The sequence below is a fragment of the Paenibacillus nicotianae genome, from assembly GCF_042681745.1.
Taxonomy (GTDB): domain Bacteria; phylum Bacillota; class Bacilli; order Paenibacillales; family Paenibacillaceae; genus Saccharibacillus; species Saccharibacillus nicotianae.
Map to the genome: position 1 here is coordinate 307,543 of NZ_JBHUGF010000010.1, position 25,836 is coordinate 333,378.

General features: G+C 39.2%; 19 protein-coding genes, 1 riboswitch and 1 other annotated feature. Of the genes, 17 read left to right on the top strand and 2 right to left on the bottom strand.

The genetic code is table 11. The annotated features are described in order from the left end of the window. Nucleotides 1–67 precede the first annotated feature (67 nt). Nucleotides 68–1,045: a LacI family DNA-binding transcriptional regulator gene (locus ACFSGI_RS05635; protein WP_204823202.1), complete on the top strand. Its 978-nt coding sequence runs from the start codon at nucleotides 68–70 to the stop codon at nucleotides 1,043–1,045. A gap of 34 nt (nucleotides 1,046–1,079) precedes the next feature. Here ACFSGI_RS05635 and ACFSGI_RS05640 read toward each other — a convergent pair whose 3' ends face one another. After that, nucleotides 1,080–3,131, bottom strand: coding sequence for a molybdopterin oxidoreductase family protein (locus tag ACFSGI_RS05640; RefSeq protein ID WP_204823203.1), 2,052 nt, complete (start codon nucleotides 3,129–3,131; stop codon nucleotides 1,080–1,082). Between the two features lie 224 nt (nucleotides 3,132–3,355). After that, a riboswitch (SAM riboswitch) is annotated at nucleotides 3,356–3,447 on the top strand. Between the two features lie 258 nt (nucleotides 3,448–3,705). Between ACFSGI_RS05640 and ACFSGI_RS05645 the strand changes: the two genes are divergently transcribed. The 12 genes from ACFSGI_RS05645 (at nucleotide 3,706) to holA (ending at nucleotide 19,599) form a co-directional block, all read left to right on the top strand. Continuing rightward, a complete protein-coding gene (locus tag ACFSGI_RS05645) occupies nucleotides 3,706–4,734 on the top strand; it encodes a 2-hydroxyacid dehydrogenase (RefSeq protein WP_204823204.1) in 1,029 nt (342 codons plus the stop codon). Then, entirely contained in the window at nucleotides 4,706–6,202 is a 1,497-nt protein-coding gene (locus tag ACFSGI_RS05650) for an FGGY-family carbohydrate kinase (protein ID WP_204823205.1), read from the top strand. Before ACFSGI_RS05645 ends, ACFSGI_RS05650 begins: the two co-directional genes overlap by 29 nt. 42 nt (nucleotides 6,203–6,244) lie before the next feature. Then, on the top strand, nucleotides 6,245–7,504 hold the full coding sequence (locus ACFSGI_RS05655; RefSeq protein WP_204823206.1) for an MFS transporter: 1,260 nt from the start codon (nucleotides 6,245–6,247) through the stop codon (nucleotides 7,502–7,504). A 133-nt stretch (nucleotides 7,505–7,637) separates the two neighbouring features. After that, nucleotides 7,638–8,468, top strand: coding sequence for an endonuclease/exonuclease/phosphatase family protein (locus tag ACFSGI_RS05660; protein WP_204823207.1), 831 nt, complete (start codon nucleotides 7,638–7,640; stop codon nucleotides 8,466–8,468). 7 nt (nucleotides 8,469–8,475) lie between these two features. Continuing rightward, nucleotides 8,476–8,940, top strand: coding sequence for a hypothetical protein (locus tag ACFSGI_RS05665; RefSeq protein WP_204823208.1), 465 nt, complete (start codon nucleotides 8,476–8,478; stop codon nucleotides 8,938–8,940). A gap of 92 nt (nucleotides 8,941–9,032) precedes the next feature. Next, nucleotides 9,033–9,314 (top strand) — a binding site (T-box leader). Between the two features lie 116 nt (nucleotides 9,315–9,430). Continuing rightward, nucleotides 9,431–11,872 (top strand): leucine--tRNA ligase, encoded by a 2,442-nt coding sequence (gene leuS / locus ACFSGI_RS05670; protein ID WP_204823209.1) that lies wholly within the window; start codon nucleotides 9,431–9,433, stop codon nucleotides 11,870–11,872. Nucleotides 11,873–11,954: 82 nt separating this feature from the next. Continuing rightward, nucleotides 11,955–12,641 carry a ComEA family DNA-binding protein gene (locus ACFSGI_RS05675; protein ID WP_379282669.1) on the top strand — a complete coding sequence of 229 codons (687 nt, stop codon included), beginning with the start codon at nucleotides 11,955–11,957 and terminating at the stop codon, nucleotides 12,639–12,641. 21 nt (nucleotides 12,642–12,662) lie between these two features. Continuing rightward, nucleotides 12,663–13,166 carry a deoxycytidylate deaminase gene (locus ACFSGI_RS05680; RefSeq protein WP_273613136.1) on the top strand — a complete coding sequence of 168 codons (504 nt, stop codon included), beginning with the start codon at nucleotides 12,663–12,665 and terminating at the stop codon, nucleotides 13,164–13,166. A gap of 267 nt (nucleotides 13,167–13,433) precedes the next feature. Continuing rightward, on the top strand, nucleotides 13,434–16,187 hold the full coding sequence (locus tag ACFSGI_RS05685) for a ComEC/Rec2 family competence protein (protein ID WP_204823210.1): 2,754 nt from the start codon (nucleotides 13,434–13,436) through the stop codon (nucleotides 16,185–16,187). Between the two features lie 318 nt (nucleotides 16,188–16,505). Continuing rightward, the gene (locus ACFSGI_RS05690) at nucleotides 16,506–17,054 is read left to right on the top strand and encodes an RNA polymerase sigma factor (protein ID WP_204823211.1); all 549 of its coding nucleotides are present in this window, start codon (nucleotides 16,506–16,508) and stop codon (nucleotides 17,052–17,054) included. Beyond that, the gene (locus ACFSGI_RS05695; protein WP_204823212.1) at nucleotides 17,051–18,463 is read left to right on the top strand and encodes a hypothetical protein; all 1,413 of its coding nucleotides are present in this window, start codon (nucleotides 17,051–17,053) and stop codon (nucleotides 18,461–18,463) included. Before ACFSGI_RS05690 ends, ACFSGI_RS05695 begins: the two co-directional genes overlap by 4 nt. A gap of 116 nt (nucleotides 18,464–18,579) precedes the next feature. After that, a complete protein-coding gene (holA, locus tag ACFSGI_RS05700; RefSeq protein WP_204823213.1) occupies nucleotides 18,580–19,599 on the top strand; it encodes a DNA polymerase III subunit delta in 1,020 nt (339 codons plus the stop codon). A gap of 197 nt (nucleotides 19,600–19,796) precedes the next feature. Here holA and rpsT read toward each other — a convergent pair whose 3' ends face one another. Next, entirely contained in the window at nucleotides 19,797–20,069 is a 273-nt protein-coding gene (gene rpsT / locus ACFSGI_RS05705) for a 30S ribosomal protein S20 (RefSeq protein ID WP_204823214.1), read from the bottom strand. Between the two features lie 221 nt (nucleotides 20,070–20,290). Between rpsT and lepA the strand changes: the two genes are divergently transcribed. The 4 genes from lepA (at nucleotide 20,291) to hrcA (ending at nucleotide 25,787) form a co-directional block, all read left to right on the top strand. Further along, on the top strand, nucleotides 20,291–22,105 hold the full coding sequence (gene lepA, locus ACFSGI_RS05710; protein WP_204823215.1) for a translation elongation factor 4: 1,815 nt from the start codon (nucleotides 20,291–20,293) through the stop codon (nucleotides 22,103–22,105). A gap of 225 nt (nucleotides 22,106–22,330) precedes the next feature. Then, on the top strand, nucleotides 22,331–23,521 hold the full coding sequence (gene hemW / locus ACFSGI_RS05715) for a radical SAM family heme chaperone HemW (protein ID WP_204823216.1): 1,191 nt from the start codon (nucleotides 22,331–22,333) through the stop codon (nucleotides 23,519–23,521). Nucleotides 23,522–24,097: 576 nt separating this feature from the next. Beyond that, complete coding sequence (locus tag ACFSGI_RS05720) at nucleotides 24,098–24,568, top strand: N-acetyltransferase (RefSeq protein ID WP_204823217.1); 471 nt, start codon at nucleotides 24,098–24,100, stop codon at nucleotides 24,566–24,568. A 187-nt stretch (nucleotides 24,569–24,755) separates the two neighbouring features. After that, entirely contained in the window at nucleotides 24,756–25,787 is a 1,032-nt protein-coding gene (gene hrcA / locus ACFSGI_RS05725; protein WP_204823218.1) for a heat-inducible transcriptional repressor HrcA, read from the top strand. Nucleotides 25,788–25,836 lie beyond the last annotated feature (49 nt).

Here is a 25,836-nt window from a genome sequence, read left to right on the forward strand (position 1 = left end):
TATACTGTTTTTGAGCTATGATAGAAGTAATGATTCAAGATCGATTATAAGAAGAAAGGAATGACGTATGGTCAATATCAAACAAATTGCTAAACAAGCAGGAGTCTCGGTGTCTACAGTATCTAGAGTGCTCAATAATCATCCTTATGTTAAAGCCGATAAACGGGAACGAGTGCAACAGGTAATCGAGCAAAATAGCTATACTCCTAATTCACAAGCTATTAATCTAATTCGTGGCAAAACCAAAACGGTTGGTTTGATTTTACCGTTTAGTCATCATCCGTATTACCATGCCATTATTGCAGGTGTAATGGAAGAAGCATATCAATATGGTTACCATGTATTGCTGTGTCAGACTTCGTATAATCCAGATCAAGAGCGAGAATATCTACATATGCTCAGTACAAGACAGGTGGATGGAGTAATTGCATGTTCGCGTGTTTTACCGTGGGCAGAATTACAATCATATAGTGAATCAGGCCCGATAGTTGTCTGCGAATATACAGAAGAATCCAATCTGTCTGCTGTGTATACCGATCATTATGGTGCTTTTTGTAGAGGAATTCAGTATTTATTAGATCGTGGATACACCCGCATCGGTTACTGTATCGGTCGCAAAACAAGTGCAAGCAGTCAGGAGCGGTTTCGTGCATACCAAAATACACTCCATGCCGCAGGGCTTGAAGTGTATCAAGATTGGATTTTTCCAGATTGTATCCATATGAGTGATGGAGAACAGATCGCCAAGCAGATTGCTGCTATGGAATCTCCGCCTTCTGCATTAATCGTAACAGGCGATGAAGCCGCCGCAGGCGTTATGTTAGGCGCACGTCAATATGGATTACGTATTCCAGAACAGTTAGCGATTATTGGTTATGATAACCAACCGATCTCTGCTGGATTACAACTGACAACGATTGATCAAAATTTACAAGAAATCGGTAGACAAGCGTTCTCTTTATTTTATGAACGCAGTCTGGATTCTACTATCATGCCAGTGAAACGACTTATTCCTTATACATTAATTGAACGAAAAAGTGTCTAAAAACGATGATGATAGTTGTACAATTTATTAAATACTAACTCGATTTCTTGATCACATCGACACGACCGGAAAAGAATGTCGCACCACCGCCCATATCTGCTAAGCGATCTGAAGTGAGTGCATTGACCAGATGGGTCGCTTGCTGATTGTCAGTGTCTGCCCATAGCCCCTGGCTCACTACAACACCTGGCAATACATGCTCACCTACCGTAGCAAGCAATTCGCAAGAACCGCGCTCATTCCAGACAGTTACCCAGTCGCCATCTTCAATACCGGCATTCTGTGCATCCACCGTATTCATAAATAACTTCGGTGTTTTTTCAAGACCGATATGCTTGGCATTATTCGAAAAGGTGGAATTTAAAAAATTATGATTAGGCCCCGGTACAAAAATATAAGGATGGTTACCTTGTTCATGAAGCGGTGTATAAGTAGGCAATGGTGGTAATCCATCACGCTCCATATCGGCTGAATACAGTTCGATTTTGCCACTTGGTGTAGGGAGACGATCCGGGAATATATAGGGACGGTCTGCTTTGACATATTGATGCTCGATCAGTGAATCATACGTAATATTTTTGAGTGCAGGATTAGCAGGATTATCTAGCGCCTGACGAATAAGCTGTTCATCGCTATCTTGTAATGCCTGGTCTTCATAACCCATCGCTGTAGCTAATAAACGGAATACCTCGGTATTGGATTTACTTTCGCCATAAGGAGCGACAACCGGTTGTTGAATCTGCATATAATGATGCCAGTACGAAGCGTAGAAATCTGTATTTTCAAAAGCAGATGTTGCTGGCAACACGATATCTGCGTATTTAGCAGTTTCGGTTAAAAAGAGATCATGTACCACTGTAAACAAATCGTCTCGTGCTAATCCTTGTCTTACAAGTGTCGCTTCTGGAGTGACAACGGCTGGATTAGAATTGTATACATATAGCGATTGTACAGGTTCAGCCTCTTCCAACAACACACGCCCCAATTGATTCATATTGAAAGAACGGGTATTACGATTAGCTAACAAATCTGGACGTTGTAGTGCTTCTTCATTAAAGGTGAGCTGAAATGTATTAGACTTGATAGCACCACCGCCACGTACTAGCCATTGTCCTGTAATAGCAGGTAGACAGGCAATCGTCCGTACATTCATACCGCCATTGTCATGATGTTGTAGACCATTTCCGATCCGAATCAGAGCAGGGCTAGCATCTCCATACATACGAGTCAATTGATATAGATCATCTACAGGTACGCCTGTAATCGTTGATACGGTTGCAGGATCATATTGCTTCACATGCTCACGCAATTGTTCATGTCCTACTGTATATTGCTTCATAAAATCTTCGTTTACTTTATTTTCAGCAAATAAAATATGCATCATTCCTAGAGCTAGTGCACTATCTGTTCCTGGCAAAATCGGAATAAACCAATCCGCCGATCGTCCTGTTTGATTTTTATGCACATCGATCACAATCACTTTAGCACCTTTTTTGCGAGCTTGTTGAGCTAAAGTCACCTGATGCATATTAGTGCTGACAGCATTAATCCCCCAGAAAATAAATAACTGTGTATCTACTGTATCTTCAGGATCAGTACCAATACTGCCACCCATTGTGTATTTATAACCGGCTGAACCGGCGGCTGTACAAATTGTCCGTTCGAGTAGGCTTGCACCCATACGATGGAAAAAGCGGCGATCCATGCCTTCTGCGGACAGATTGCCCATATTGCCATAAAAGCTATATGGAAGAATACTTTCAGGGCCGGAAGTAGATATTAACGTTTTCCATTTTGAAGTAATCGTGGTGATAGCTTCTTCCCATGAAATAGGCTCAAAAAGACCTTCACCTTTGGCTCCGATTCGTTTGAGTGGAGTAGTCAGGCGCTTGGTATCATAAATACGTTCTGTCATATTACGAACTTTGTTACAAATGTTGCCTTTGGTAACTGGATGGTTAGGATCTCCAGCAATTTTGATGATTTTACCTTTTTCTTTATGCACAAGCAGTCCGCACTGATCAGGACAATCCAGCGAGCAGACAGAAGGGAATATTCCATCTTGTTGATCAATATAAGTAGACATATATCATGCTCCTTTCGTAATACCAATACTGTAATGAGGGCAGAAATAGGCTTTGAATACGTTATAAACTATCATAAATCAAATTTTAGATTTAATGTTGACTTTTTTACTAGGTTTAATTAGAATAAAGAAAATTATTTCGTATTCGACAAATTTAGATGTTTTATACCTTATCGTGTCTGATATGGATTTGCAAGCTTTTTTGACAACTACATACATTGAATTTTCTATCCAGAGAGGTGGAGGGACTGGCCCTACGAAACCTCGGCAAAAACGTGCCAATTCCAGCAAGCTTGAATCGCTTGGGAGATAGGAAAGCAGGATCAATTATTGCATTATTCTGTTCGGATTATTTGAATAGCATAATGAATAGATAGCTAACCTCTTTCCTTGATATGGGAAAGAGGTTTTTGTATTTTTTCAGTATACCGAATAGAGTCTATGTAAAATCTTAACACTTACAATCATACCGCTATCGCTAGCAAACAAAGAACTCTCTCTACCATGTTACTTTCTTACTTTAAAGCTTCACTTAAATAACACTGCACCTAAGTGTACCAAAGGAGATTGAATAATGAAAATATTAATTACAGCCCCTTATCATGAGCAAGGTCGTCAACAACTAGCAGATACGTTTGGAGAAGTTATTTACCGTTGCTGGAAAGATCATGGACAAGCTTATCAAGAAGACGAATTAATCTCGTTATTACAAGAAACTGAAGCAGATGCAATTATCGCAGAATTAGATCAAATTACTGAAAAAGTAATCCAAGCAGTTCCTAAGCTTCAATTTATCGGTGTCTGCCGGGGCACGCCTTCCAATGTAAATGTACCTGTTGCTACAGATCGTCGTATTCCTGTTTTCTATACACCTGCACGTAATGCACAAGCTGTAGCTGAAATGGTAGTTGGCAGTCTGATTACCTTTTTACGCAGTATTATTCCATCCAGTCAATGGTTAGAAGCAGGAGAATGGCAAAGTGGTAGCTTAACTGCTTATCTCAAATTTAAAGGTAATGAACTGGCTGGCAAAACAGTAGGCATGGTTGGTTTTGGCGCGGTAGCTCAGCGTACAGCAGGTATTTTACGTAGCTTCCCTTGCGATATTCGTTATTACGATCCATATGTAACCAGCCCTGACCCGCGTGATCAAAAAGTATCGTTAGCCGAGTTATTTGCTACAAGCGATATTGTATCTATTCATTTACCTGTAACTGAAGATACCAAAGGATTGATCGGCACAGAATTATTGCAATCGATGAAACATGATGCGATTTTTGTAAATACAGCACGTTCAGTAGTAGTAGATCATGATGCATTAGTTGAACAGTTACAGCAGAATCAAATTCGTGGAGCGATTATAGACGTATTTGATCAAGAGCCACCGCTTCCTAAAGATTATGAACTCATTTCATTGCCTAATGTTTTGGCGATTCCACATTTGGCAGGTGCAACGTATGAAGTCGAAGACCATCATGTAGAAATTATGAATACAGCAGTTATAGATTGGTTTGAGCATCATGACACCGCAGTGAAAGTGCTCTACAATAAAGCGATTTTGGAGGATATTAACAATGACACAACAAGCGTATCTAGTCTTTGATATCGGTACCGGTAATGCTCGTGTAGCTGTTGTGGATATCAACGGTAATGTATTATCGATTGAACGAGCTGATATTTTGTATCATAATGATGATCTTTATCCAGATGCACGTCACTTTATACCGGAAGTCTTATGGGAACAGATCGCTGGACTTGCGAAGTTAGCATTATCTAACGTTCCAGATATTCATATTCTCGCTGTCACTTCAACAAGCCAGCGTCAAGGTATTGTACTGGTCGATGAAGCCGGTGAATCTTATCTTGGATTGCCGAATATTGATAACCGCGGCCGAGAGTGGGAAGAACGATATAGTGATCAACCTTCTATTTATCCGATTACAGGCAGAACGCCGTCTGCTTTATTTTCAGCAATGAAGTTAGTCGGATTACGTGAGCGTCATCTACAGCAGTATCAACGATTGAATCGCTTTACCAGTATTAGCGATTGGGTCACTTATGCGCTTAGTGGTGTGCTAAGTTACGAACCGTCTCAAGCATGTGAGACTCTTCTCTATGATGTAGAGCATAATGACTGGTCTACAGACATGTGTCATACATTTGGCATTGAACCGACAGTATTACCTTCATTAGTACCTTCAGGTAGCGTGCTCGGAACATTACTACCTGGTGTAGCAGCAGAATTGAACTTGCCTGTCGATACCCCTGTTATCGTAGGTGGCGGAGATACCCAATTGGCTATCCATAGTACAGGTGCACAAGCAGAAGATATCGTTATTGTATCCGGTACAACAACACCTATCGCTAAAATTACAGATACATTTACAACAGATGATTCAGCACAAGCATGGATTAATGCATATACAACACCACATCAATTTTTGATCGAAACGAATCCAGGGATCACAGGTCTGAACTATCAGAAATTGCAATCTATTTTCTATCCCAATGAAGGATACGCCATGATGGAGCAAGAGATGAATGAACTGGAAGACAGTCAATGTGTAGCGGCTTTAGGTTCTTATTTATCTTCTGCCAAAAATGCGCGTGTACGTGGAGGATTTCTATTCGATGCTCCACTATCAGACCAATTAAGCCGGGCTCACTTTGTCAGATCAGCATTACATGAGATTGCTTTTTCGATCAAAGTGAATTTCGATCAATTGGCACAAGTAGTATCGCTAGATCGTTCGTATATCTGGGCATGTGGAGGAGGATTACAAAGTCGTACGCTAATCCAGAGTATCGCTGATCTATTAGGTAAAGAAATCCGTATCCGTACCGGATTTGAACATGCTTCGATTGTAGGAGCAGCCTATATCTGTAATACAGCTTTGGATATTCAGTCTACTCAGACCGAGCAGATCACTACATTTCAACCACAACCTTCTGATCTATTGCAAAAAGATTACCAAAAATGGCATGCGACACAGCTCTTTTTTGCACAATTAGCATTAGCGGAATCGGCTACAAAAGCTACAACAATTTCTTCATCTGAAAGCAGTATCTGAGAAAAGTAGACCACCAGTAAAGTCCAAAAAGGAGTGTATGTCATGAACGTATTAGATCGTATCGGGATTCCCAAAACATTAGTCTGGGGATATCTCGGAGTATTGATATTTATGATGGGGGATGGATTAGAAGCAGGTTGGTTAAGCCCTTATCTGGTCGAACGAGGGCTTAGTATCCAGCAAGCCAGTCTTTTATTTACTGTATATGGAGTGACACTTGCGATAGCTTCATGGTTTTCAGGCGTATTTTTAGAAGCATTTGGAGCGAAAAAATCGATGTTGATCGGATTTATCGCGTATGTGATCGGTACTTCTGCTTTTATCGCTTTTGGCGTAACTGATTTGAATTATCCTATCATGTTATTAACATATGCTGTCAAAGGATTCGGCTATCCATTATTCGCGTATTCCTTTTTAACTTGGGTTACTTATCGTAGTCCTGAAAATAAATTAAGTACCGCAATTGGTTGGTTCTGGGTAGCCTACTCTGGAGGAATGTTTGTATTAGGAGCATATTATTCCAGTTATGCAATCAAACATTTAGGATATATGCAGACATTATGGAGTGCAGTTGTACTTGCTGGAATCGGTGCTATTTTCGCATTGTTAATCAATCGTGATCGTTTACCAAAAAAAGCAGGCAATGCGCGCGAAACCTTACGTGAACTTGGTAAAGGATTAACCATAGTCAAAACACATCCCAAAGTGGGATTAAGTGGCATTGTACGAGTTATCAACAGCGTCGGTTCTTATGGATTCCCTGTGTTTTTACCATTACATATGGCGCAGTACGGAATCGCCACAGGGACATGGTTAAATATCTGGGGAACGATTTTTTTAGGAAATATCGTATTTAATCTATTGTTCGGTATTATCGGCGACAAATTTGGATGGAGACAGACAGTGATGTGGTTTGGTGGAGTCGGTTGTGGTATTTTCACATTATTATTGTTCTATATCCCTGAATGGACAAACGGTAACTTGTGGATGACTACGATTGTCGGCTTTATCTGGGGTGGATTATTAGCTGGCTATGTTCCGATTGCAGCACTCGCTCCATCCGTAGCAGGCGGAAATAAAGGACCTGCCATGTCGATTGTTAATCTAGGTGCTGGTTTATCTGCTTTTATTGCGCCTGCGATTGCATTTGCTTTTATCGGTGTGATCGGTGCAGAAGGGGTTGTATGGGTATTCGCTATTCTTTACTTTATCAGCGCGATTATTACCAAGTTTATTACAACTCCAGAAGAAGATGCTGCTAAAGTAGCCGGTAAACGCAAAGTGCAAGAGAATATTGCGTAATCATGCATCTAACAAAATATGAAAACCTAAGCTCATACTTGTCCATAGACAAAATATGAGCTTTTTAATATACTTAAATAAGTTATAAATACTTAAATGAGCTTGAAATGATTTTATTACAATAATTAAAAACTTGAAAAAAGTGGTGATACATATCAACTTTTTATTTTGGAATTTAAAAAAGAATTCTAAATCAATTTATTGCCTAAAAGATATATTAGTTGAAAACGAGATAGATGTTTTTATTTTAAGTGAAGTAAATAGTAGAGATTTAATATGGATAAACCAAAATCTAATCAATTATACGCCAACATTACAATTACCAAAAAATAGAACATTTTTATTCTATAAAAATCATCATCTAATAAAAAAAGTAAAAGATAGCCACTACTATTCTTTTTTTGAAATCTTGAATCCTTCTTTTGAAAAAGTATTGTTAGTAAGTGTTCATTTTCCAAGTCGCTTATGGAAAAGAGGAAAAGAAATTGGCTATCAAGCACAAATCACCAAACGTGATATCGTAAAGTTTGAAACAGAACATAGATATAAGCATACTTTGGTTGTAGGTGATTTTAATTTGAATCCTTTTTCAGAAGAAATAGTATCTACAGAAGGATTTCATGCTGTAATGAGTAAAGAAGTTGCTAAAAAAGAGGATAGAGTAGTAGATTTCGTAAAGCATCGTTACTTTTTTAATCCGATGTGGTTTCTGCATGGTAATATAAATAATGAAGTTATGGGAAGTTATTATTATCATAAAAGCGCTATAAGCTATGTATGGAATTTATTTGATCAAGTATTAATTCGTCCATCTTTAATTGATTATTTTGATTTTGAATATTTAAATATTATATCTAGTGTAACTGGACACTCTTTGCTTAATAAGCATGGACAACCTGATTCTAATGTATATTCAGATCATTTACCAATAAAATTCAGAATCAAATTTGATAAAAAGGAGTGATATTAGTATGAATGAAGATTTTTGGGGATTTAAAGATTTAATTGATGAAAGTAAAAATAATATATTTTTAGGTATTTTACAACAACAAAAAGAAGTTTTTATAGAAAAAACAAAAGGTATTCTTCAAATTGAAATCTTAAATAAAAAAATAGACATTCAGCGTAGAGATGGTTTTAAATTAACGACAGAATTTAATATTGTAGCGCCTTATTTAGACGATTATTCTTATACTTTATTTACGGTGTACTCTAAACCGGAAAAAAATTATCCTATCGCTATTGATACACAAATTAATTTAGATAAACAAGTCATTGAAAATAAAAGTTGGTATGAAGATTTTGCGTATGAATGTCAAGACGAAGAACAATTTATAATGGTATTAGAAAAAATATTAAGTTCTACAGAGACTACACAAATTGTCCAAAATTTATATACAAAGAGTAAAATAGAATGGAATGATGAGACAGAATAGAACTATATACAAAGAAAGACAATGAATTTCTTTTGTGATTGACTTTCCAGAGCGAATTTTTTAAAATAGAGCTATTGTTATATTTTATAATACAATGCTCAGTGAAAAGGAATAGTAATATCAGTAAGCATGCAATGATAGAGAGTCGACGGGTGGTGCAAGTCGATATGATGCTGATATGAACTCGCCTTGGAGATATGTTGCAAGAATAGTACAGTGCGCTGTTATTTCATTGATACATAGGCAGCGTCATTATTCTATTTCTGAACGACATCGGCTTCCTACCGTTATCAGGCAACTAAGTGAGTGGATAGCAAAGTATGCTTGTTCACTAACTAGGGTGGTACCGCGAGACACAACCTCTCGTCCCTAGCGATATTATGCGCTATGGATGAGAGGTTTTTTTGTCGCATATGAGCAGTAAGCTACGAATGAAATACAGGTATACGACAGACACATCCGATCGTTACGATCGAAGGAGGACACATTGATGACAGATTCAAAAACAACGCAACCTGGTTATCACCCACAGCAGATCGAACCGAAGTGGCAAGGATACTGGGATCAACACAAAACATTTAAAACACAAGAAGAACCGGGCAAACCGAAATTTTATGCACTTGATATGTTCCCTTATCCATCTGGAGCAGGTCTGCATGTAGGACATCCTGAAGGGTATACAGCTACAGATATCGTGTCTCGTTACAAACGGATGCGTGGTTTTAATGTGCTTCATCCGATGGGATGGGATGCATTTGGTCTACCGGCAGAACAATATGCAATGGATACAGGCGAACACCCACGCGATATTACATTCAAAAATATCGATAATTTCCGTCGTCAAATCAAGTCATTAGGTTTCTCTTATGATTGGGATCGTGAGATCAGTACAACCGATCCACAGTATTACAAATGGACACAATGGATCTTTATCCAACTGTATAACAAAGGGCTTGCTTATGTAGATGAAGTCGCTGTGAACTGGTGTGAAGCATTAGGAACAGTACTTGCGAATGAAGAAGTCATAGACGGCAAAAGTGAACGCGGAGGACATCCTGTTGTTCGCAAACCGATGCGTCAATGGGTACTACGTATTACTGAATATGCAGAGCGTCTATTGGATGATTTGGAAGAATTGGATTGGACAGAAAGTATCAAAGATATGCAACGTAACTGGATCGGCAAATCTGTCGGTGCAGAAGTTCATTTTGATATTAAAGGTACAGACAAAAATCTAACTGTATTTACAACGCGTGCAGATACTTTGTTCGGAGCAACCTATTGCGTACTAGCTCCTGAACACGAATTAGTGGATGTGATTACAACACCTGAACAACAAGCGGCTGTCAAAGCGTATCAAGATCAAGCAACACATAAGAGTGATCTTGAGCGTACCGATTTGGCAAAAGATAAAACAGGCGTATTTACAGGTGCTTATGCGATTAATCCAGCAGGTGGAGAAAAATTACCAATCTGGATCGCTGATTATGTGCTTGCAGGTTATGGAACAGGCGCTATTATGGCAGTTCCTGCACATGATGCTCGTGACTGGGAATTTGCGAAGAAATTTAATTTGGAAATTAAAGAAGTGGTAGCTGGAGGCAGTGTACAAGAAGAAGTATACACAGGCGAAGGCGAACATGTAAATTCTGATTTCTTGAATGGATTAAATACAACCGATGCGATTGCCAAAATGATTGCATGGCTTGAGGAAAATGGTAAAGGACAAGGTAAAGTTACGTATCGTCTACGCGACTGGTTGTTCAGTCGTCAACGTTACTGGGGAGAGCCTATTCCTATTTTGCATTTAGAAGATGGAACAATGAAGACTGTTCCTGAATCTGAATTGCCTTTATTGCTTCCTGATATCGATCAGATCAAACCTTCGGGTACAGGCGAATCACCACTGGCTAATATCACGGACTGGGTAGAAACGATCGATCCAGAAACAGGAATGAAAGCACGTCGTGAAACGAATACAATGCCACAGTGGGCAGGTAGTTGCTGGTATTACTTGCGTTATATCGATCCACATAATGATGATGCGTTGTGCTCACCAGAGAAGCAAAAAGAATGGTTACCTGTCGATCTATATATCGGTGGTGTAGAACATGCTGTACTTCACTTATTGTATGCTCGTTTCTGGCATAAAGTACTTTATGATATCGGTGTAGTTGATACAAAAGAACCTTTCCAAAAGCTTGTCAATCAAGGGATGATTCTAGGTAACAATAACGAGAAAATGAGTAAATCTCGTGGTAACGTGATCAATCCAGATGATATCGTTAGCGAATATGGTGCAGATACACTTCGTCTATATGAAATGTTTATGGGACCACTAGAAGCAACGAAGCCTTGGAATGAAAATGGTGTAGAAGGAATGTATCGCTTCTTATCTCGTGTATGGCGTCTATTTATCAATGATGAAGGACAATTAAACGCTAAAATCACTGACGGTGAAGGCGATGAAGCTTTCAAACGCACTGCTCACAAAACGATCAAAAAAGTAACGGAAGATTTGGACGGCTTGCGCTTTAATACAGCGATTAGTCAGTTGATGATCTTTGTCAATGATGCTTACAAAACAGACGTATTGCCACGCGATCTAATGGAGAAATTTGTACAATTGTTATCTCCACTTGCTCCGCATATCGCTGAAGAATTGTGGGCTCGTCTGGGTCATGAAGGAAGTATTACGTATGTGGAATGGCCTACATTTGATGAGCAATGGACTACTGAATCTGAAGTGGAAATTGTGATTCAAGTGAATGGTAAAATTGTACAACGTAACAAAATTGCTAAAGACCTAGATGCCAAAGCAATGGAAGAATCTGCATTATCTTTAGAAGCAGTTCAACAAGCGATCGAAGGCAAAACAGTTCGTAAAGTAATTGCTGTACCGGGCAAATTAGTGAATATCGTTGCTAACTAATCACGATACAGTGAAGCGATGAACTACCATATGATGAATAATGTATAGAAATAGATTTAAAAGTAAAATAGTTTGACCTCCTATGCGATGGGAGTCTATTACCGGGATTCCGGTAATGCACTGGAGTCCCGACGGCAGAGGTGTCATGATGAGACGGGATATCATGTGGACAGCGGTAATTTCCGCTGTACTTGGTGTAGGATTGATTGGATTCGGAACGTTACAATCCAGTGATCAAGAAACGAAATGGACAGCGTTACATGAACAAGCACAAGCTTCACTTGTAGAAGATCAGGCAGTTGCTTCTCACACGAAAGATTCTGCTTCACAAGAATCAACAGTTACACCAACCAATCCAGAAGATCGTTCCAAAAATGAAACGACTTCTACAACAGCTTCTTCTAAAAAGAGCACAGTTGGTGTCGCTTCAGAGGATATGGCAACTATACCTGCTTCTACAAGTGATAAACGATCGACCACAACTTCAACGAACGCATCAGAGTCTACAGGTTCAACATCTCCAACGACCGAGCCTGTATCAACGCCTGTTGTTGAGTCATCTGCCAGTGTGCAAGATGGTCGGATCAGTATTAATCGTGCCAGTTTATCAGAACTGACTGAATTGCCGGGTATTGGAGAAAAGAAAGCACAGGCAATTATCGATTATCGGAATACACATGGAGCTTTTCGCAGTGTAAATGAATTGGATAATGTCAAAGGAATCGGTAGCAAAATGTTAGCGAAGATGTTGCCTTATGTACAGCTTTAGGGGATATAAGGGGGAGTAAGAGTGGTACGTAAAGATTGGGATACGTATTTTATGGATATTGCTCATATGGTCTCGACACGTTCACGATGTCCGCGTCGTCATGTCGGTTCAGTACTGGTACAAGGGAAAAAGTTACTCGGCACTGCTTATAATGGAGCACCGATGGGTGTACCCGATTGTTCTGAAGATGGCTGTATGATCTCAGAAGAAGTCGAACTGGTCAAAGTGGATGGTGTGGAAACAATGGTCAAAAAGCAACGTTGTATTCGCACGATCCATGCCGAGCAGAATTTACTCCTTTTTACCGATCGGGCTGACCGCGAAGGTTCGGTAGTATATGTTACCGATGAACCTTGTTGGACATGTGCCAATATGTTAGCTAATAGTGGCATTGTAGAGATCGTTTATTATCGTCCTTATCCTAAAGATACGCGTAAAGTTACAGCTATGATGCAGCAAAAAGGTATTATTTTCCGTCAGTTGGATCATTACAATCCACCACCTGACACCACAGTAATTAGCTAATCTCATAAGATTCATCTGCCCTCATCGCAAACTAGGGAACGATATATGGAAGAACCATTATCTTGTAAGTACACAACATCTGTAGAAGATGGACGTGACTTATAGAGGTAATGGTTCTTTTTTTGCGTAGAGGGCAAGATGATCGCAGAGTATAGCAGCTATTGTAGAAAATAGGATGTCTTTTGAATAACTTCATTTTGAAGAGCACTATAATAATAAAAGAATTATGATGTTCTTTTGAAAAAAATAAGAACGGAGAGAAAAGGATTGCAAACACGTCCACTTGTTGCTTTATGTGTAGTATGGGTTGGAGGGAGCATGATCGCTTGTTTGGCAAGCGAATATATCTGGTGGGTATTGATCGGGCTAGTGTTGATTTTATTTTCAGGTTATCTTGTATTTCCTCAGCTTCAACGTTCTATTCTTATACTGGGCTCGGTGATGTTGATCGCTACTGTATACTGGCATTGGAATGAGATTCGTAATCAGAGTGATATCCCGTCTACCCTTCAACTTCAAGCGTCACAGATGATCGATCAGTCGGTGCAAGGCAAAGGCGTTATTATCAGTCCGATCAAAGTCGATGGGGATCTGGTTACTTTTTTTATGAATATGTATCAATTACAAGAAGAACACTCACTTGCTACACCTGAAAAAGTAAGAATTCAACTGAAATTAGCAACAGAAGCAGAATTACAGACAGCGGCTTTATGGCAACGTGGAGACCATATCAAAATTCAAGGAATATGGAAAGTGCCCGGCGAAGCTCGCAATTTTAATACATTTGATTATCGTTATTATCTGCGCACTCAATATGTACACTGGATCATTAGTGCTAAAGGAGCCAACTCACTGGAAAAAGCGACTTTAGCTTTACCTAAAATAACCACTTGGAAATGGGGTCTACTACGTTATAACGATCAAGTTCGAGCTAACTTGGGAGCACATATAGATCTGCTGTTCGATGATCATGATCGCGGATATATGAAAGGGTTATTGATAGGCGATTCAGGTGATCTTGACCCCGAGACATTTGCTTCTTTTTCCAGACAAGGATTAACTCATATTCTTGCCATATCCGGTTTGCATGTAGCGATTTATACGGCTATTTTGTTGTGGATATTATGTCAAATGAAAATGACGATAGAACGTGCTTGTTTGATAGTAATAGTGTTACTGCCTATTTATGTGTTATTAACAGGGGCTTCTCCTTCGGCTGTTCGTGCAGGAATAATGGGAATGATCGGTCTGTATGCACTTAGTCGGGGAATACTAAAAGATGGATTACATATATTATGTGCTGCTTGTATAGGAATGTTGTTATATGAACCTTATTATTTATTGAATGTTAGTTTTCAATTATCTTTTATTGTAACTGCGGGATTGGTTATTTTTGTACCTTTAGTGCAACCTTTACTTCAGAAGATACCGGCAAAATGGGCAGGAGCGATAGCCGTAACAGGGGTAGCACAGATCATTTCATTTCCTTTAACGATTTATTATTTTAATCAGTTTTCGATTTTATCATCGGTTGCTAATTTTATTTTGGTTCCTATTGTCAGTTTGATTGTATTGCCTGCTGGATCGATTGTGCTTGCTCTTAGTTATATCTGGTTGCCAATAGCTCATAGCTTGGGAAATGTAATCTCATGGATCAACACATGGACATTTCATCTGGTAGATTGGATTGATATCATACCCGGAATGTTAACGATCTGGTATTCGCCTTCTATTCTATGGATTTTATTATATTATGTACTGTTGTATACAGGATTGCGTTGTCATCAAAGTATTGCGCAGTGGAAATTTCGTGAACAACCATCATATGCTGATTATGTAGATCCTTCTTCTGCTGATCAACACTCTGCTATCACACAGCCTTTAGAGAAACGTATTTCTGTACAGGATAGTCCTTATGCTAAATCTAACCTTATAAATACCAAGCAATCTTTTCTATTTATAAACTTTATATATTCTAAATGGCGTGCTCTATCTTATCAATCTTCATGGATCAAGCGAAGATATGTGGCTTGTGGGATCAGTGGATTAATCATGATTGGGTTGATCGTGTATGGGTATACTCAACCAATAACTTCTGGCAAAGGAACTGTTCAGTATTTAGATGTTGGACAAGGCGATAGTATTTTGATTACTACTCCGCAGGGGAAACAAATATTAGTAGATGGCGGCGGAACGATGACATTTGAACGGCCCGGACAAGAATGGAGAAAACGGAAAAATCCATACGAAATTGGCAATAAGTTACTTGTACCATTGTTAAAAAAGCGAGGAGTACATCATTTAGATGCGGTGATTTTGACCCACGGTGATCATGATCATGCAGGAGGATTGCCGGCTGTTATCGAACAAATTCCTGTAAATCATTTTATGTTTAATGGTACTTTGCCAGATGGAGATAGTCTTCATTCTTTAATGAAACCTATACTGGATCAACAGATTCCTTTGATTGCACCTGCGCCGGGTAGTGAATTACAGATAGATGATCAGACCACGTTAACCTTTTTGGCACCTGAACCACCGCGTCAACACAACGCAATCTATAATAACAACAAAGGATTACCACGTGAAGAAAATCAAAATCATTATTCTATCGTTTTTTTACTTACGATGAATCATCGTCACTTTTTGTTTACAGGAGATGCGGATCAAGCCGAAGAACAAGGTATTTTATATCAGCTTCAACAATCTTCTACTTTTCAGAAAAATCCCGTTTTTACAGCATCACTTGCAGAATCGACTTTTCCTATTGATGTACTCAAAATTGGTCATCATGGTAGTAAAACGTCTTCTTCTATAGAATGGTTACAGTACTGGCAACCAGCCTTGTCTGTTATTTCGGTAGGAGCTACCAATACTTATGGTCATCCTACAGAAGAAGTGTTGCAACGGATAGAAAAAGTTGATTCAGAAGTAGCTCGAACAGATCTTCAAGGAGAAATACAGATTCAAGTTCATCCCGATGGAGAGATAGTACAGCGAGTCATGTTTCCGTTACCGTAATGCTCATATTGAATAGAAAAAGTTACTGTATACACTTGTATGCTGATCGATATCTACTGTCGGGATGACGAATACAAGTGTTTCTGTTATTCTAAATACAGTCTTGAACCGTTTACATCGTTGCATTCGATTCGGATGAATCCTACATAGGGTAAGTCTTTATAACAACAGAGTTCACATCTTTCGGTAATGCAAGATAAAAGCGCGTAGACCACTCATTATTCAAATGAATCAAAATATTAAAATTAATTTGAAAATAACTGCAACTATTAGGCAATAGATTGCGTCTGAATAGTTGTAAGGAGAGGGGGATCCTCCGTGGTGGAGCAGGGACTCATCAAGGCCGCCCAAGCGGGAGACCGGGATGCTCTAATCACCCTATTAAGAGAGATAGAACATCATGTCTACAAAACGGCATATTACATTTTAAACAATGAACAAGATGCTCTAGACGCGGCTCAGGAAGCTTTGATCCGTATTTATACCAAAATTGGTTCCTATGAAGAAAAAGCACAATTCAAAACATGGGTACAACGAATCGTAACAAATGTATGTATTGATAAATTTAGACGTAGCAAGCCGACTGTCTCGATTGATGAGCATGAGATGGTTTTTGAAGGTCGCGATAATGTAGAACACGATGTTATGCGTGCTTATACATCTGAAGATGTACGTGAAGCGATCAATCAATTACCGGAGCATCACCGAACCGTTATTGTACTCCGTTATATTCAAGATTTATCCTATAACGAAATAGCAGATTGTCTTGATTTGCCATTGAATACTGTGAAATCGTATTTGTTTCGTGCCCGTCAACAATTACAGAGTCTGCTTGCAGATTATGAGAAAGGAGGAGTGACTGGATGAAACGTGAAGTAGCGGAAGAATGGATGAACCGCTATTTGGACGGTGATCTAAGCGAGGAAGATGCTGATATCCTGTTCCGCCATATCGATAATAATCCTGATGATGCGGATACATTTCGAATAATGAGCGCTTTATCTTTACAGCTTGAGAAATTACCTGATGTTAAGCCTAAGTTTAGTCTAGTCGATTCTATATTGCCTACTTTAGATGATATCGATGCCGAACGTCGTGCTGAGATTGCTTCTGATATTGGCATTATGGAACCGCAACATGAGAAACAAGATGAATTTACAGAACGTCGTAGACAACGCAGTTCATGGCGAGATCGCTTGCCTGTACGCACAATTGGTGGACTGGTTGCTGCTGGTGTTATTCTTGGAGTGTCGATTGCAACATACGAACCCAAAACACTTTCAGATGCAGGACCAGCACCATCTACGATAAGCATGGAGCAACAAGCTAAGGATCAAGAAACAGGCGCGGCAAAGTCAAATGCTGAACAAGATGCTACCTTACAAGCACCTGCAACAACTACGCCTGAATCAACGACTTCACCTGAAGCTAACACACAACCACAGTCTGAACAATCACCAAAAGTAGCACCTGACAGTGGACTCAATCAACAACCAACAACGCCGGATCAATCGACTCCTGAGACAGGTACAGGCACTAGCCAGGAAAGCACTCCTTCTTCAGGCAACAAGGGAGGCAATCCGCCAGCAGGTTCCCAACCTGGAACAGAATCAAGTCCGCCGAGTTCTGGCACTGACACAAGTAGTACAAGCAACAATGACGATCAGTCGATGAAACAGCAACAAATTGCGCCTGATACAGATAGTAGTGGCACAAGCGAATCATCTTCTGCAACAGGAACAAGTGAAGGAACAGCAGATAACAGTTCTTCCACCAATTCCAAATCGACAACCGATAGTACAACACCTAATACAACCAATAACGATGAATCATCATCTACAGTAGCACCAAAAGCAAGTACAGATGATAGTTCATCCAAAGATAGTTCAGCATCAAAAGACAATGCTTCTAGCACTACGCCTGAAACATCCAATAATGATGTTGCACCTAAAACGTATAGTCTGGCACCAGATGCTGATCCTAAAGTCAAAGATGATAGCAAAGTGCGTTCATTTAGTACGAATACGATACAGCAAGAACAAGAATGGATATCTCCAACTTCGCAATTTGCAGTGGTATTGACGACCTCTAATACGTTGCGATTAGATAGCTTATCCAAAAATAATATCAATGGTCGTACAGTCGTTGCTACAGCTACGATTGACGGTACTTGGTTAAACGGTCAATGGACCAAAGACGGCAAAGCGTTTAATTATCAAGTAGCTAAAGAAGGCAAAACCAAATGGTATAAACTTTCTACAGCCGGGCTTCAGTAATATCGATGTACATGATCATCAGTGCAAATAAAGAACTTTCCGAGTATTTTGGAAAGTTCTTTGTCGTATGCTCCTTTTTCCGTTAAAATAAAAAGGACGAACTGGAGGGACGGAGTATGGACTTAAAAACAGCAAGTAAAGATATTAAAAATAATCAGCCAGCAGCTATTTATGTGTGCTATGGCAATGAAAAATATCGTATTCGTGAATTTATTGATTTTGCGACCGCTCAACTGATTGAACCTGAACATAAAGATTTTGCTTTGGCTCAGTATGATCTTGCGGAGACACCGCTAGAAACAGTCATCGAAGAAGCGGAAGAGATTCCTTTTATGGTGCCACGTAAATTAATGATTGTAAAAGATTCGTCTGTGCTCACTGCAGGCAAAGATACCAAAATCGAACATCGTATCGATTCATTACTACGCTATATGGAACATCCTGCTGACTACAGTATTATTATTTTCTGGGTACAGGGTGAGAAGTTAGATGAACGTAAAAAAATAGTCAAAGCACTCAAATCTTCATCCGCGTGTCTATTACCGTTTCAACCGATGGGTGCAGACGAATTGTTACAATGGTTGATCCGTCATGCTAAAAAACTAGAATGTGAATGTTCTATCACCGCCGCAGAGGCGCTTGTACAGTCGGCAGGGACGGGGTTGGGTATTTTAGCGGCAGAGATGGATAAGCTGTGTCTACACGCAGGCAAAGGCGGTACAATCACTGTAGAAGATGTCCATCATCTGGTAGCACGTAGTACAGAGCAAAATGTATTCGCCTTAGTAGAGCAGATTGCTGCTGTTCGCTTAGAACAAGCTTTGACTATTTTCTATGATTTACTAAAACAACGTGAAGAGCCGATCAAAATTGCTGCTCTGATTGCTCGTCAATTCCGAATTATGTTGCAGGTCAAAGAATTAGCAGGTCAGAACTATTCGCAACAGCAGATGGCTTCTCAATTAAGTCTGCATCCGTATGTAGTCAAGCTAGCCGGTGAACAAGCTCGCAAATTCGATAGTCAGAAATTACGTTCGATTTTAGCGCATTTAGGTAGACTCGATTATCAGATGAAAACAGGGGCTATCGATAAAGTACTGGGATTGGAAATGTTTTTGCTACGTTTGGGCGCGTAAAGTATCTAAAGTTAGATCATCTATCAAAAATATATCCAAGAAAAAATAAAAAAGGGTTACCCACAATCGATATCGTCTGCGGGTAACCCTAAAATTATAATAGCAAAGCAACAAAATAAACCCCTGATCGGAATGGCCGATGCAGGAGTTTATCATATGCAGATGATGAATACATTCAATCATCTGTTGCACGAAATTTAGCCTTGGCTAGAAATCGCGTTTAGTTTTTTAGCCAAACGTGATTTTTTGCGAGCAGCCGCATTTTTGTGGACAAGACCTTTAGTAGCAGCTTTATCAAGCTTCTTGGAAGCAGCGATTACAGCAGCTTTTGCAGCTTCTACATCAGTATTCACAAGTGCAGTATCAGCAGCTTTAACTGTTGTACGAAGAGCAGACTTCTGAGAAGCGTTCAATGCACGACGTTTTTCGCTAGTTTTTACACGTTTCACCGCGGATTTAATGTTAGGCAATTACATTCACCTCCTGTAGAGCATATACGTATTCTTCACAACTTTAAATATTCTATCATGTACATTAGCCAAATGCAATACCGTTATTGACTATAGTCAATGATATTTGAGATGTGGGATTGCTGTAAAATCGCTCAACTGCTATAATAAACGGATTAATGGGATTGTTGATTTTTTTCAATAATCAGCAGTATATTTCAGGCTTGTGTTGGGGGTAAGGCATGACTGATATGTCAGTAAGACAACAAAAAATTCGTAATTTTTCAATCATTGCGCATATAGACCACGGTAAATCCACTTTGGCTGACCGTATTTTGGAATATACAGGCGCGCTCACTTCGCGTGAGATGCAAGCACAAGTACTCGATCAAATGGACTTGGAACGTGAACGTGGAATCACGATCAAATTACAAGCGGTTCGTCTTGTGTACAAAGCAGATGATGGTGTGGAATATCTGCTGAATCTGATTGATACACCGGGACACGTCGATTTTACGTATGAAGTATCTCGTAGTCTGGCAGCTTGTGAAGGCGCTTTGCTTGTCGTTGATGCGGCGCAAGGTATCGAAGCTCAGACGTTAGCTAACGTTTACTTGGCGTTAGATAACAATTTAGAAATTTTGCCAGTGATCAACAAAATCGATCTTCCAAGTGCTGATCCTGAACGGGTGAAGCAAGAAGTCGAAGATGTGATTGGACTGGATGCAAGTGATGCTGTACTGGCTTCTGCCAAAGCAGGAATCGGTATTAAGGAAATCTTGGAGCAGGTTGTACAAAAAGTACCTGCACCTACAGGAGATCCGAACAAGCCGCTCAAAGCATTGATTTTTGATTCTCATTATGATCCGTATAAAGGCGTTATTGTCTATATTCGTGTTATCGATGGCAAAATCAAATCCGGTTCCAAAATTAAAATGATGGCAACAGGTAAAGAATTTGAAGTTATTGAAGTAGGCGCATTTATGCCACGTATGGCGATTGTCGATGAATTGAATGTAGGGGATGTAGGATTTATCGTAGCGGGGATCAAAACCGTTGGCGATACCAGTGTCGGTGATACTGTCACTGATGCCAAAAATCCAACACCAGAACCTTTACCAGGTTATCGCAAAATCAATCCAATGGTGTATTGCGGACTGTATCCTATTGAATCTTCCGATTATATCGATCTACGTGAAGCTTTAGAGAAATTGCAATTGAATGATGCTTCGCTCAGCTTTGAGCCTGAATCTTCAAGTGCACTTGGCTTTGGATTCCGTTGCGGATTTTTAGGACTGCTTCATATGGATGTTATTCAAGAGCGTATTGAGCGTGAGTTCAATATTCCGTTGATTACAACTGCTCCAAGTGTTATTTACAAAGTTACATTGACGAACGGCGATATCATGACCATCGATAACCCTTCAAACTATCCAGAAGTGGGCAAGATCGAATATGTAGAAGAGCCTTATGTCAAAGCTTCGATTATCGTACCTAACGATTATGTAGGGACGGTTATGGAATTGTGTCAGAATAAGCGTGGCGAATTTATCAACATGGAATATTTAGATACCACTCGTGTAACGATTACGTATCAAGTCCCATTGTCTGAGATCGTATATGACTTTTTTGACCAATTGAAATCCAGTACTAAAGGGTATGCTTCATTTGATTACGAAGTGTCTGGATACCGCAAATCGAATCTGGCGAAAATGGATATTTTGCTGAACGGCGAACAAGTCGATGCATTATCCTTTATCGTTCACCGCGAACGCGCGTATCATCGCGGACGGATCATTTGTGAAAAGTTACGTGAATTGATTCCTCGCCAAATGTTTGAGATTCCGATCCAAGCATCGGTTGGAACCAAAGTTGTTGCCCGCGAAACTGTTAAAGCGATGCGTAAAAACGTATTGGCTAAATGTTATGGCGGTGACATTTCGCGTAAACGTAAATTGCTAGACAAGCAAAAAGAAGGTAAAAAACGGATGAAACAAGTCGGTAATGTCGAAGTGCCTCAAGAAGCATTTATGGCAGTACTGAAAATCGACGATTAAAGCGCTTGGCACCATAAGCGCGACTTCTTCTAGTGCAATCAAAAGTGATTTTTGCGAAGCAAAATATCTTACTTCTCATGTTTTACCAAGATAACCGCAATATTAGGATCATTCGGGGAGAGCCGCAAGGCTTTCCCTTTTGTCCTAGCACTTGGCACTATAAGCGCTTTGCACTATAAGTGCGTAGCAATACCAACTATCCACAAACGGGGAGGAAAAAGAGTCATGAATAGCAATGTACAAAGCGACGCGCCCCGTGCGATCTATATGCACATTCCTTTTTGCACGAATAAGTGCTTTTACTGCGACTTTAATTCTTATGTTCTCAAAGATCAGCCAGTAATGGATTATTTACGGGCGTTGGAACGTGAGATGGAATATACAGTACAACAGACTCCACCAGGAGTAATTGATACGATTTTTGTTGGTGGAGGTACACCAACGGTTCTCAAAAACGATGAAATGGAATACTTTTTACAAAGTATTCGTAAGCATTTTCCTAACTGGTCAGAAAATATCGAATTTACGATGGAAGCCAATCCAGGCACAACTGATATAGAAAAAATGGCAATTATGAAAGCTGGCGGAGTGAATCGAGTGAGCTTCGGTGTACAAGCATTTCAAAATGAGCTATTAACCGGCATCGGACGTATCCATAATATTGATGATGTGTATCGCAGTCTGGAAAATGCACGTAAAGTGGGGCTAAACAATCTATCGATCGATTTGATGTTCGGCTTGCCGAATCAGACACTTGAAATGCTGTCATATAGTATAGATCGTGCGCTAGAATTGGATCTGCCTCATTATTCGATCTATAGTTTGAAAGTGGAAGAGAATACATTATTCCATACGATGTTCCAAAAAAATCAACTTCCTTTACCGGATGAAGATGATGAATTGAATATGTATCTTCTACTCATGGAACGCATGAAAAAAGCAGGCTATGAACAGTATGAGATCAGTAACTTTGCCAAACCGGGCTATAGCAGTCGTCATAATACCACCTACTGGCATAATGAAGATTATTATGGTCTTGGAGCAGGAGCGCATGGGTATGTAGGAGGTAAACGTCATATGAATATCAAAGGCGTGAATCCTTATAACGAAGCTGCTGCCAAAGGTTTGCCGCGATTAGAACATTTTGAAGTAGATCGTGAAGAAGCGATGGAAGACTTTATGATGGTCGGTCTGCGGTTGTTACAAGGCGTCTCCAAAGAACGTTTTGTTCGTCAATTTAATGGAGCACAGTTGGATGATATTTTCCGCCCACAAATCGAAAAATTGTTACGTCTAGCATTGATAGAACCTACAGCAGAAGGTTATAAATTAAGCGAAAAAGGGTTGCTGTTTGGTAACGATGTTTTTGGAGAGTTTGTAGGCAGTCTGGTGCACGAAGCAGAAACAGCTCAATAATATAACGATATAATCAAAACCTGAAGAGTTATTCTTCAGGTTTTTTGTTTATATTTTACACAAATATTGATAATGGATGGAAAAATAAAACAGAAATTATGCAATCACATGAATAATCAATGTCGATTTGGTTAAATGGTAATTAATATATTGTATATCATCAAGCAGATAATACCAAAGTCATCAAATTAAAACCAATCATGCACAAAAAATAACTATAGATCAGCTTCTGGATATATAAAATATGAATATTAAGAAGTAAATATGTATCGAAAATCAAAAAAACTATAATCAAAAGTAGACTCATTATCCGATAACAATAATATAAATTTCTTCTAAAAATCTATTGAAATATCATTCATCTTAATGTATATTTATACGTATTCACTTATAAGATTCAATATTGAAGTATATGATGACAGTTTACAATTCCTATGATTGATTCAATAAACAGTGATTTTTTAATATAAAATGATTAAAAATGAACAACAAAAATACAAAACAAATGATACGGATTAGATCAAAGGATTACATCATCTCTATAGATCCGCATCACCTTATGAGGAGGAAAGCAAAATGCCTGCCGTAGTTACTTGTAGAGCAGCAGTACTAGAAGATGTCGAACCACTGTATCAAATGATTGCAGGTTATGCCGAGCAAGGGATTATGCTTCCACGTTCTCGTGAGGCGTTGCAACGTCAATTGAAACACTTTGTAGTAGCTGAGATTGATAACGAATTGGTTGGTTGCGGATCGCTTTGTCAATTGGGCAAAGATCTTGTTGAGATTCGTTCGTTAGGTATTTCAGATGGTCATAAAGGTCAGGGAATAGGTTCTAAGTTAGTCGACACATTACTTGAACATGCTGCTGCTAGAAAACTTCCTAAAGTAATGGCTTTAACGTATGAAGTTTCTTTTTTCAAAAAGAATGGATTTGAAGTGGTAGATACGAGTATTTTTCCTGAAAAAGTATGGACAGATTGCGTGCATTGTCCCAAACAACATTGCTGCGATGAAATCGCTGTTTTGAAAGTTATTGCTGTATAAATCAAAAAGTAGAGCAATATAATCAAATATATATTAAAAAAGAGCCAAACTAACTTGACAATAATCGAGTCAGTTTGGTATTTTTGTATTAGTCGTTAGCACTCATGTTGATTGAGTGCTAACGATAAGCAAAAATGTTATATCAAATTCAAAATCAAACTGGATATGATTAGAAGGAGGGAACTACATGTTAACCGAGCGTCAAAAGATGATTCTAAATGCGATTGTGGATGATTATATTCGTTCGGCAGAGCCTGTCGGGTCCCGCAGTATATCCAAACGTGGCGATGTGCAATACAGCCCGGCTACGATTCGGAATGAAATGGCCGATCTAGAAGAGCTAGGTTTTCTAGAACAGCCGCATACTTCAGCTGGACGTATTCCTTCTCATAAAGGATATCGTTATTATGTGGATCATCTGACTCCTTTTCAACCGATCGGCGCTTCAGATGTAAAAGAACTGAAACAATTTTTTACCGAGAAATTAACAGCCGCAGAGCAGGTTATACAGCATGCTGCGATGGTTTTGTCCCATATGACAAACTATACATCGATTCTATTAGGGCCTGAAGTGTTTAATACATCATTACGTCATTTTCAGTTAATCTCACTGGATGACCAGACGGCTCTGGCGATTATAGTGACGAATACCGGACAAGTAGAAAACCGTAAAATTCGTATTCCAGAAGGTGTCGCTGTTTCTGAATTGGAACAGGTAGTCAATTTACTAAATAGCAAATTGATCGGCGTTCCTTTGTATAAATTAAAATCGCGTATCTTTTCAGAAATTGGCGAAGAGATGCAGCGCCATATGAATCATTATGAAGAAGTGATGAGCACACTTAATGCTGCTTTTGATCAAGATCAAGAACAGAAGATTTTTTTGAGCGGTGCTACCAATATGCTGATTCAACCGGAATTTAAAGATATGGACAAAGTGAAAAGTATTCTCGATCTACTCGAAGAAACACCAACACTATCCAAAATAATTACCGAAGCTTCGGCACCAAATGGTATTCAAGTACGTATAGGTACAGAGAATAGACATGAGGCATTTGAAAATTGTAGTCTAATCACAGCTACCTATGAAGTGAATGGCGAATCGTTAGGAACAATTGGTATACTGGGACCTACACGAATGGAATATGCGAAAGTAATCGGTATTCTTAATGTACTGTCTCGTGATATGACTAAAATTTTGAATCATTGGTATCGTTAGTAGATACTATTTCAATATAAATATAACAATCTGCTATTAACGTATTTTA

Coding starts and splice junctions, on each gene's coding strand:
- ACFSGI_RS05675 (WP_379282669.1), top strand. CDS start 11,955: ATGCGATGGGAGTCTATTACCGGGATTCCGGTAATGCACTGGAGTCCC.
- hrcA (WP_204823218.1), top strand. CDS start 24,756: ATGTTAACCGAGCGTCAAAAGATGATTCTAAATGCGATTGTGGATGAT.
- ACFSGI_RS05645 (WP_204823204.1), top strand. CDS start 3,706: ATGAAAATATTAATTACAGCCCCTTATCATGAGCAAGGTCGTCAACAA.
- ACFSGI_RS05695 (WP_204823212.1), top strand. CDS start 17,051: ATGAAACGTGAAGTAGCGGAAGAATGGATGAACCGCTATTTGGACGGT.
- ACFSGI_RS05655 (WP_204823206.1), top strand. CDS start 6,245: ATGAACGTATTAGATCGTATCGGGATTCCCAAAACATTAGTCTGGGGA.
- lepA (WP_204823215.1), top strand. CDS start 20,291: ATGACTGATATGTCAGTAAGACAACAAAAAATTCGTAATTTTTCAATC.
- ACFSGI_RS05665 (WP_204823208.1), top strand. CDS start 8,476: ATGAATGAAGATTTTTGGGGATTTAAAGATTTAATTGATGAAAGTAAA.
- ACFSGI_RS05720 (WP_204823217.1), top strand. CDS start 24,098: ATGCCTGCCGTAGTTACTTGTAGAGCAGCAGTACTAGAAGATGTCGAA.
- leuS (WP_204823209.1), top strand. CDS start 9,431: ATGACAGATTCAAAAACAACGCAACCTGGTTATCACCCACAGCAGATC.
- ACFSGI_RS05635 (WP_204823202.1), top strand. CDS start 68: ATGGTCAATATCAAACAAATTGCTAAACAAGCAGGAGTCTCGGTGTCT.
- hemW (WP_204823216.1), top strand. CDS start 22,331: ATGAATAGCAATGTACAAAGCGACGCGCCCCGTGCGATCTATATGCAC.
- ACFSGI_RS05640 (WP_204823203.1), bottom strand. CDS start 3,131: ATGTCTACTTATATTGATCAACAAGATGGAATATTCCCTTCTGTCTGC.
- holA (WP_204823213.1), top strand. CDS start 18,580: ATGGACTTAAAAACAGCAAGTAAAGATATTAAAAATAATCAGCCAGCA.
- ACFSGI_RS05650 (WP_204823205.1), top strand. CDS start 4,706: ATGACACAACAAGCGTATCTAGTCTTTGATATCGGTACCGGTAATGCT.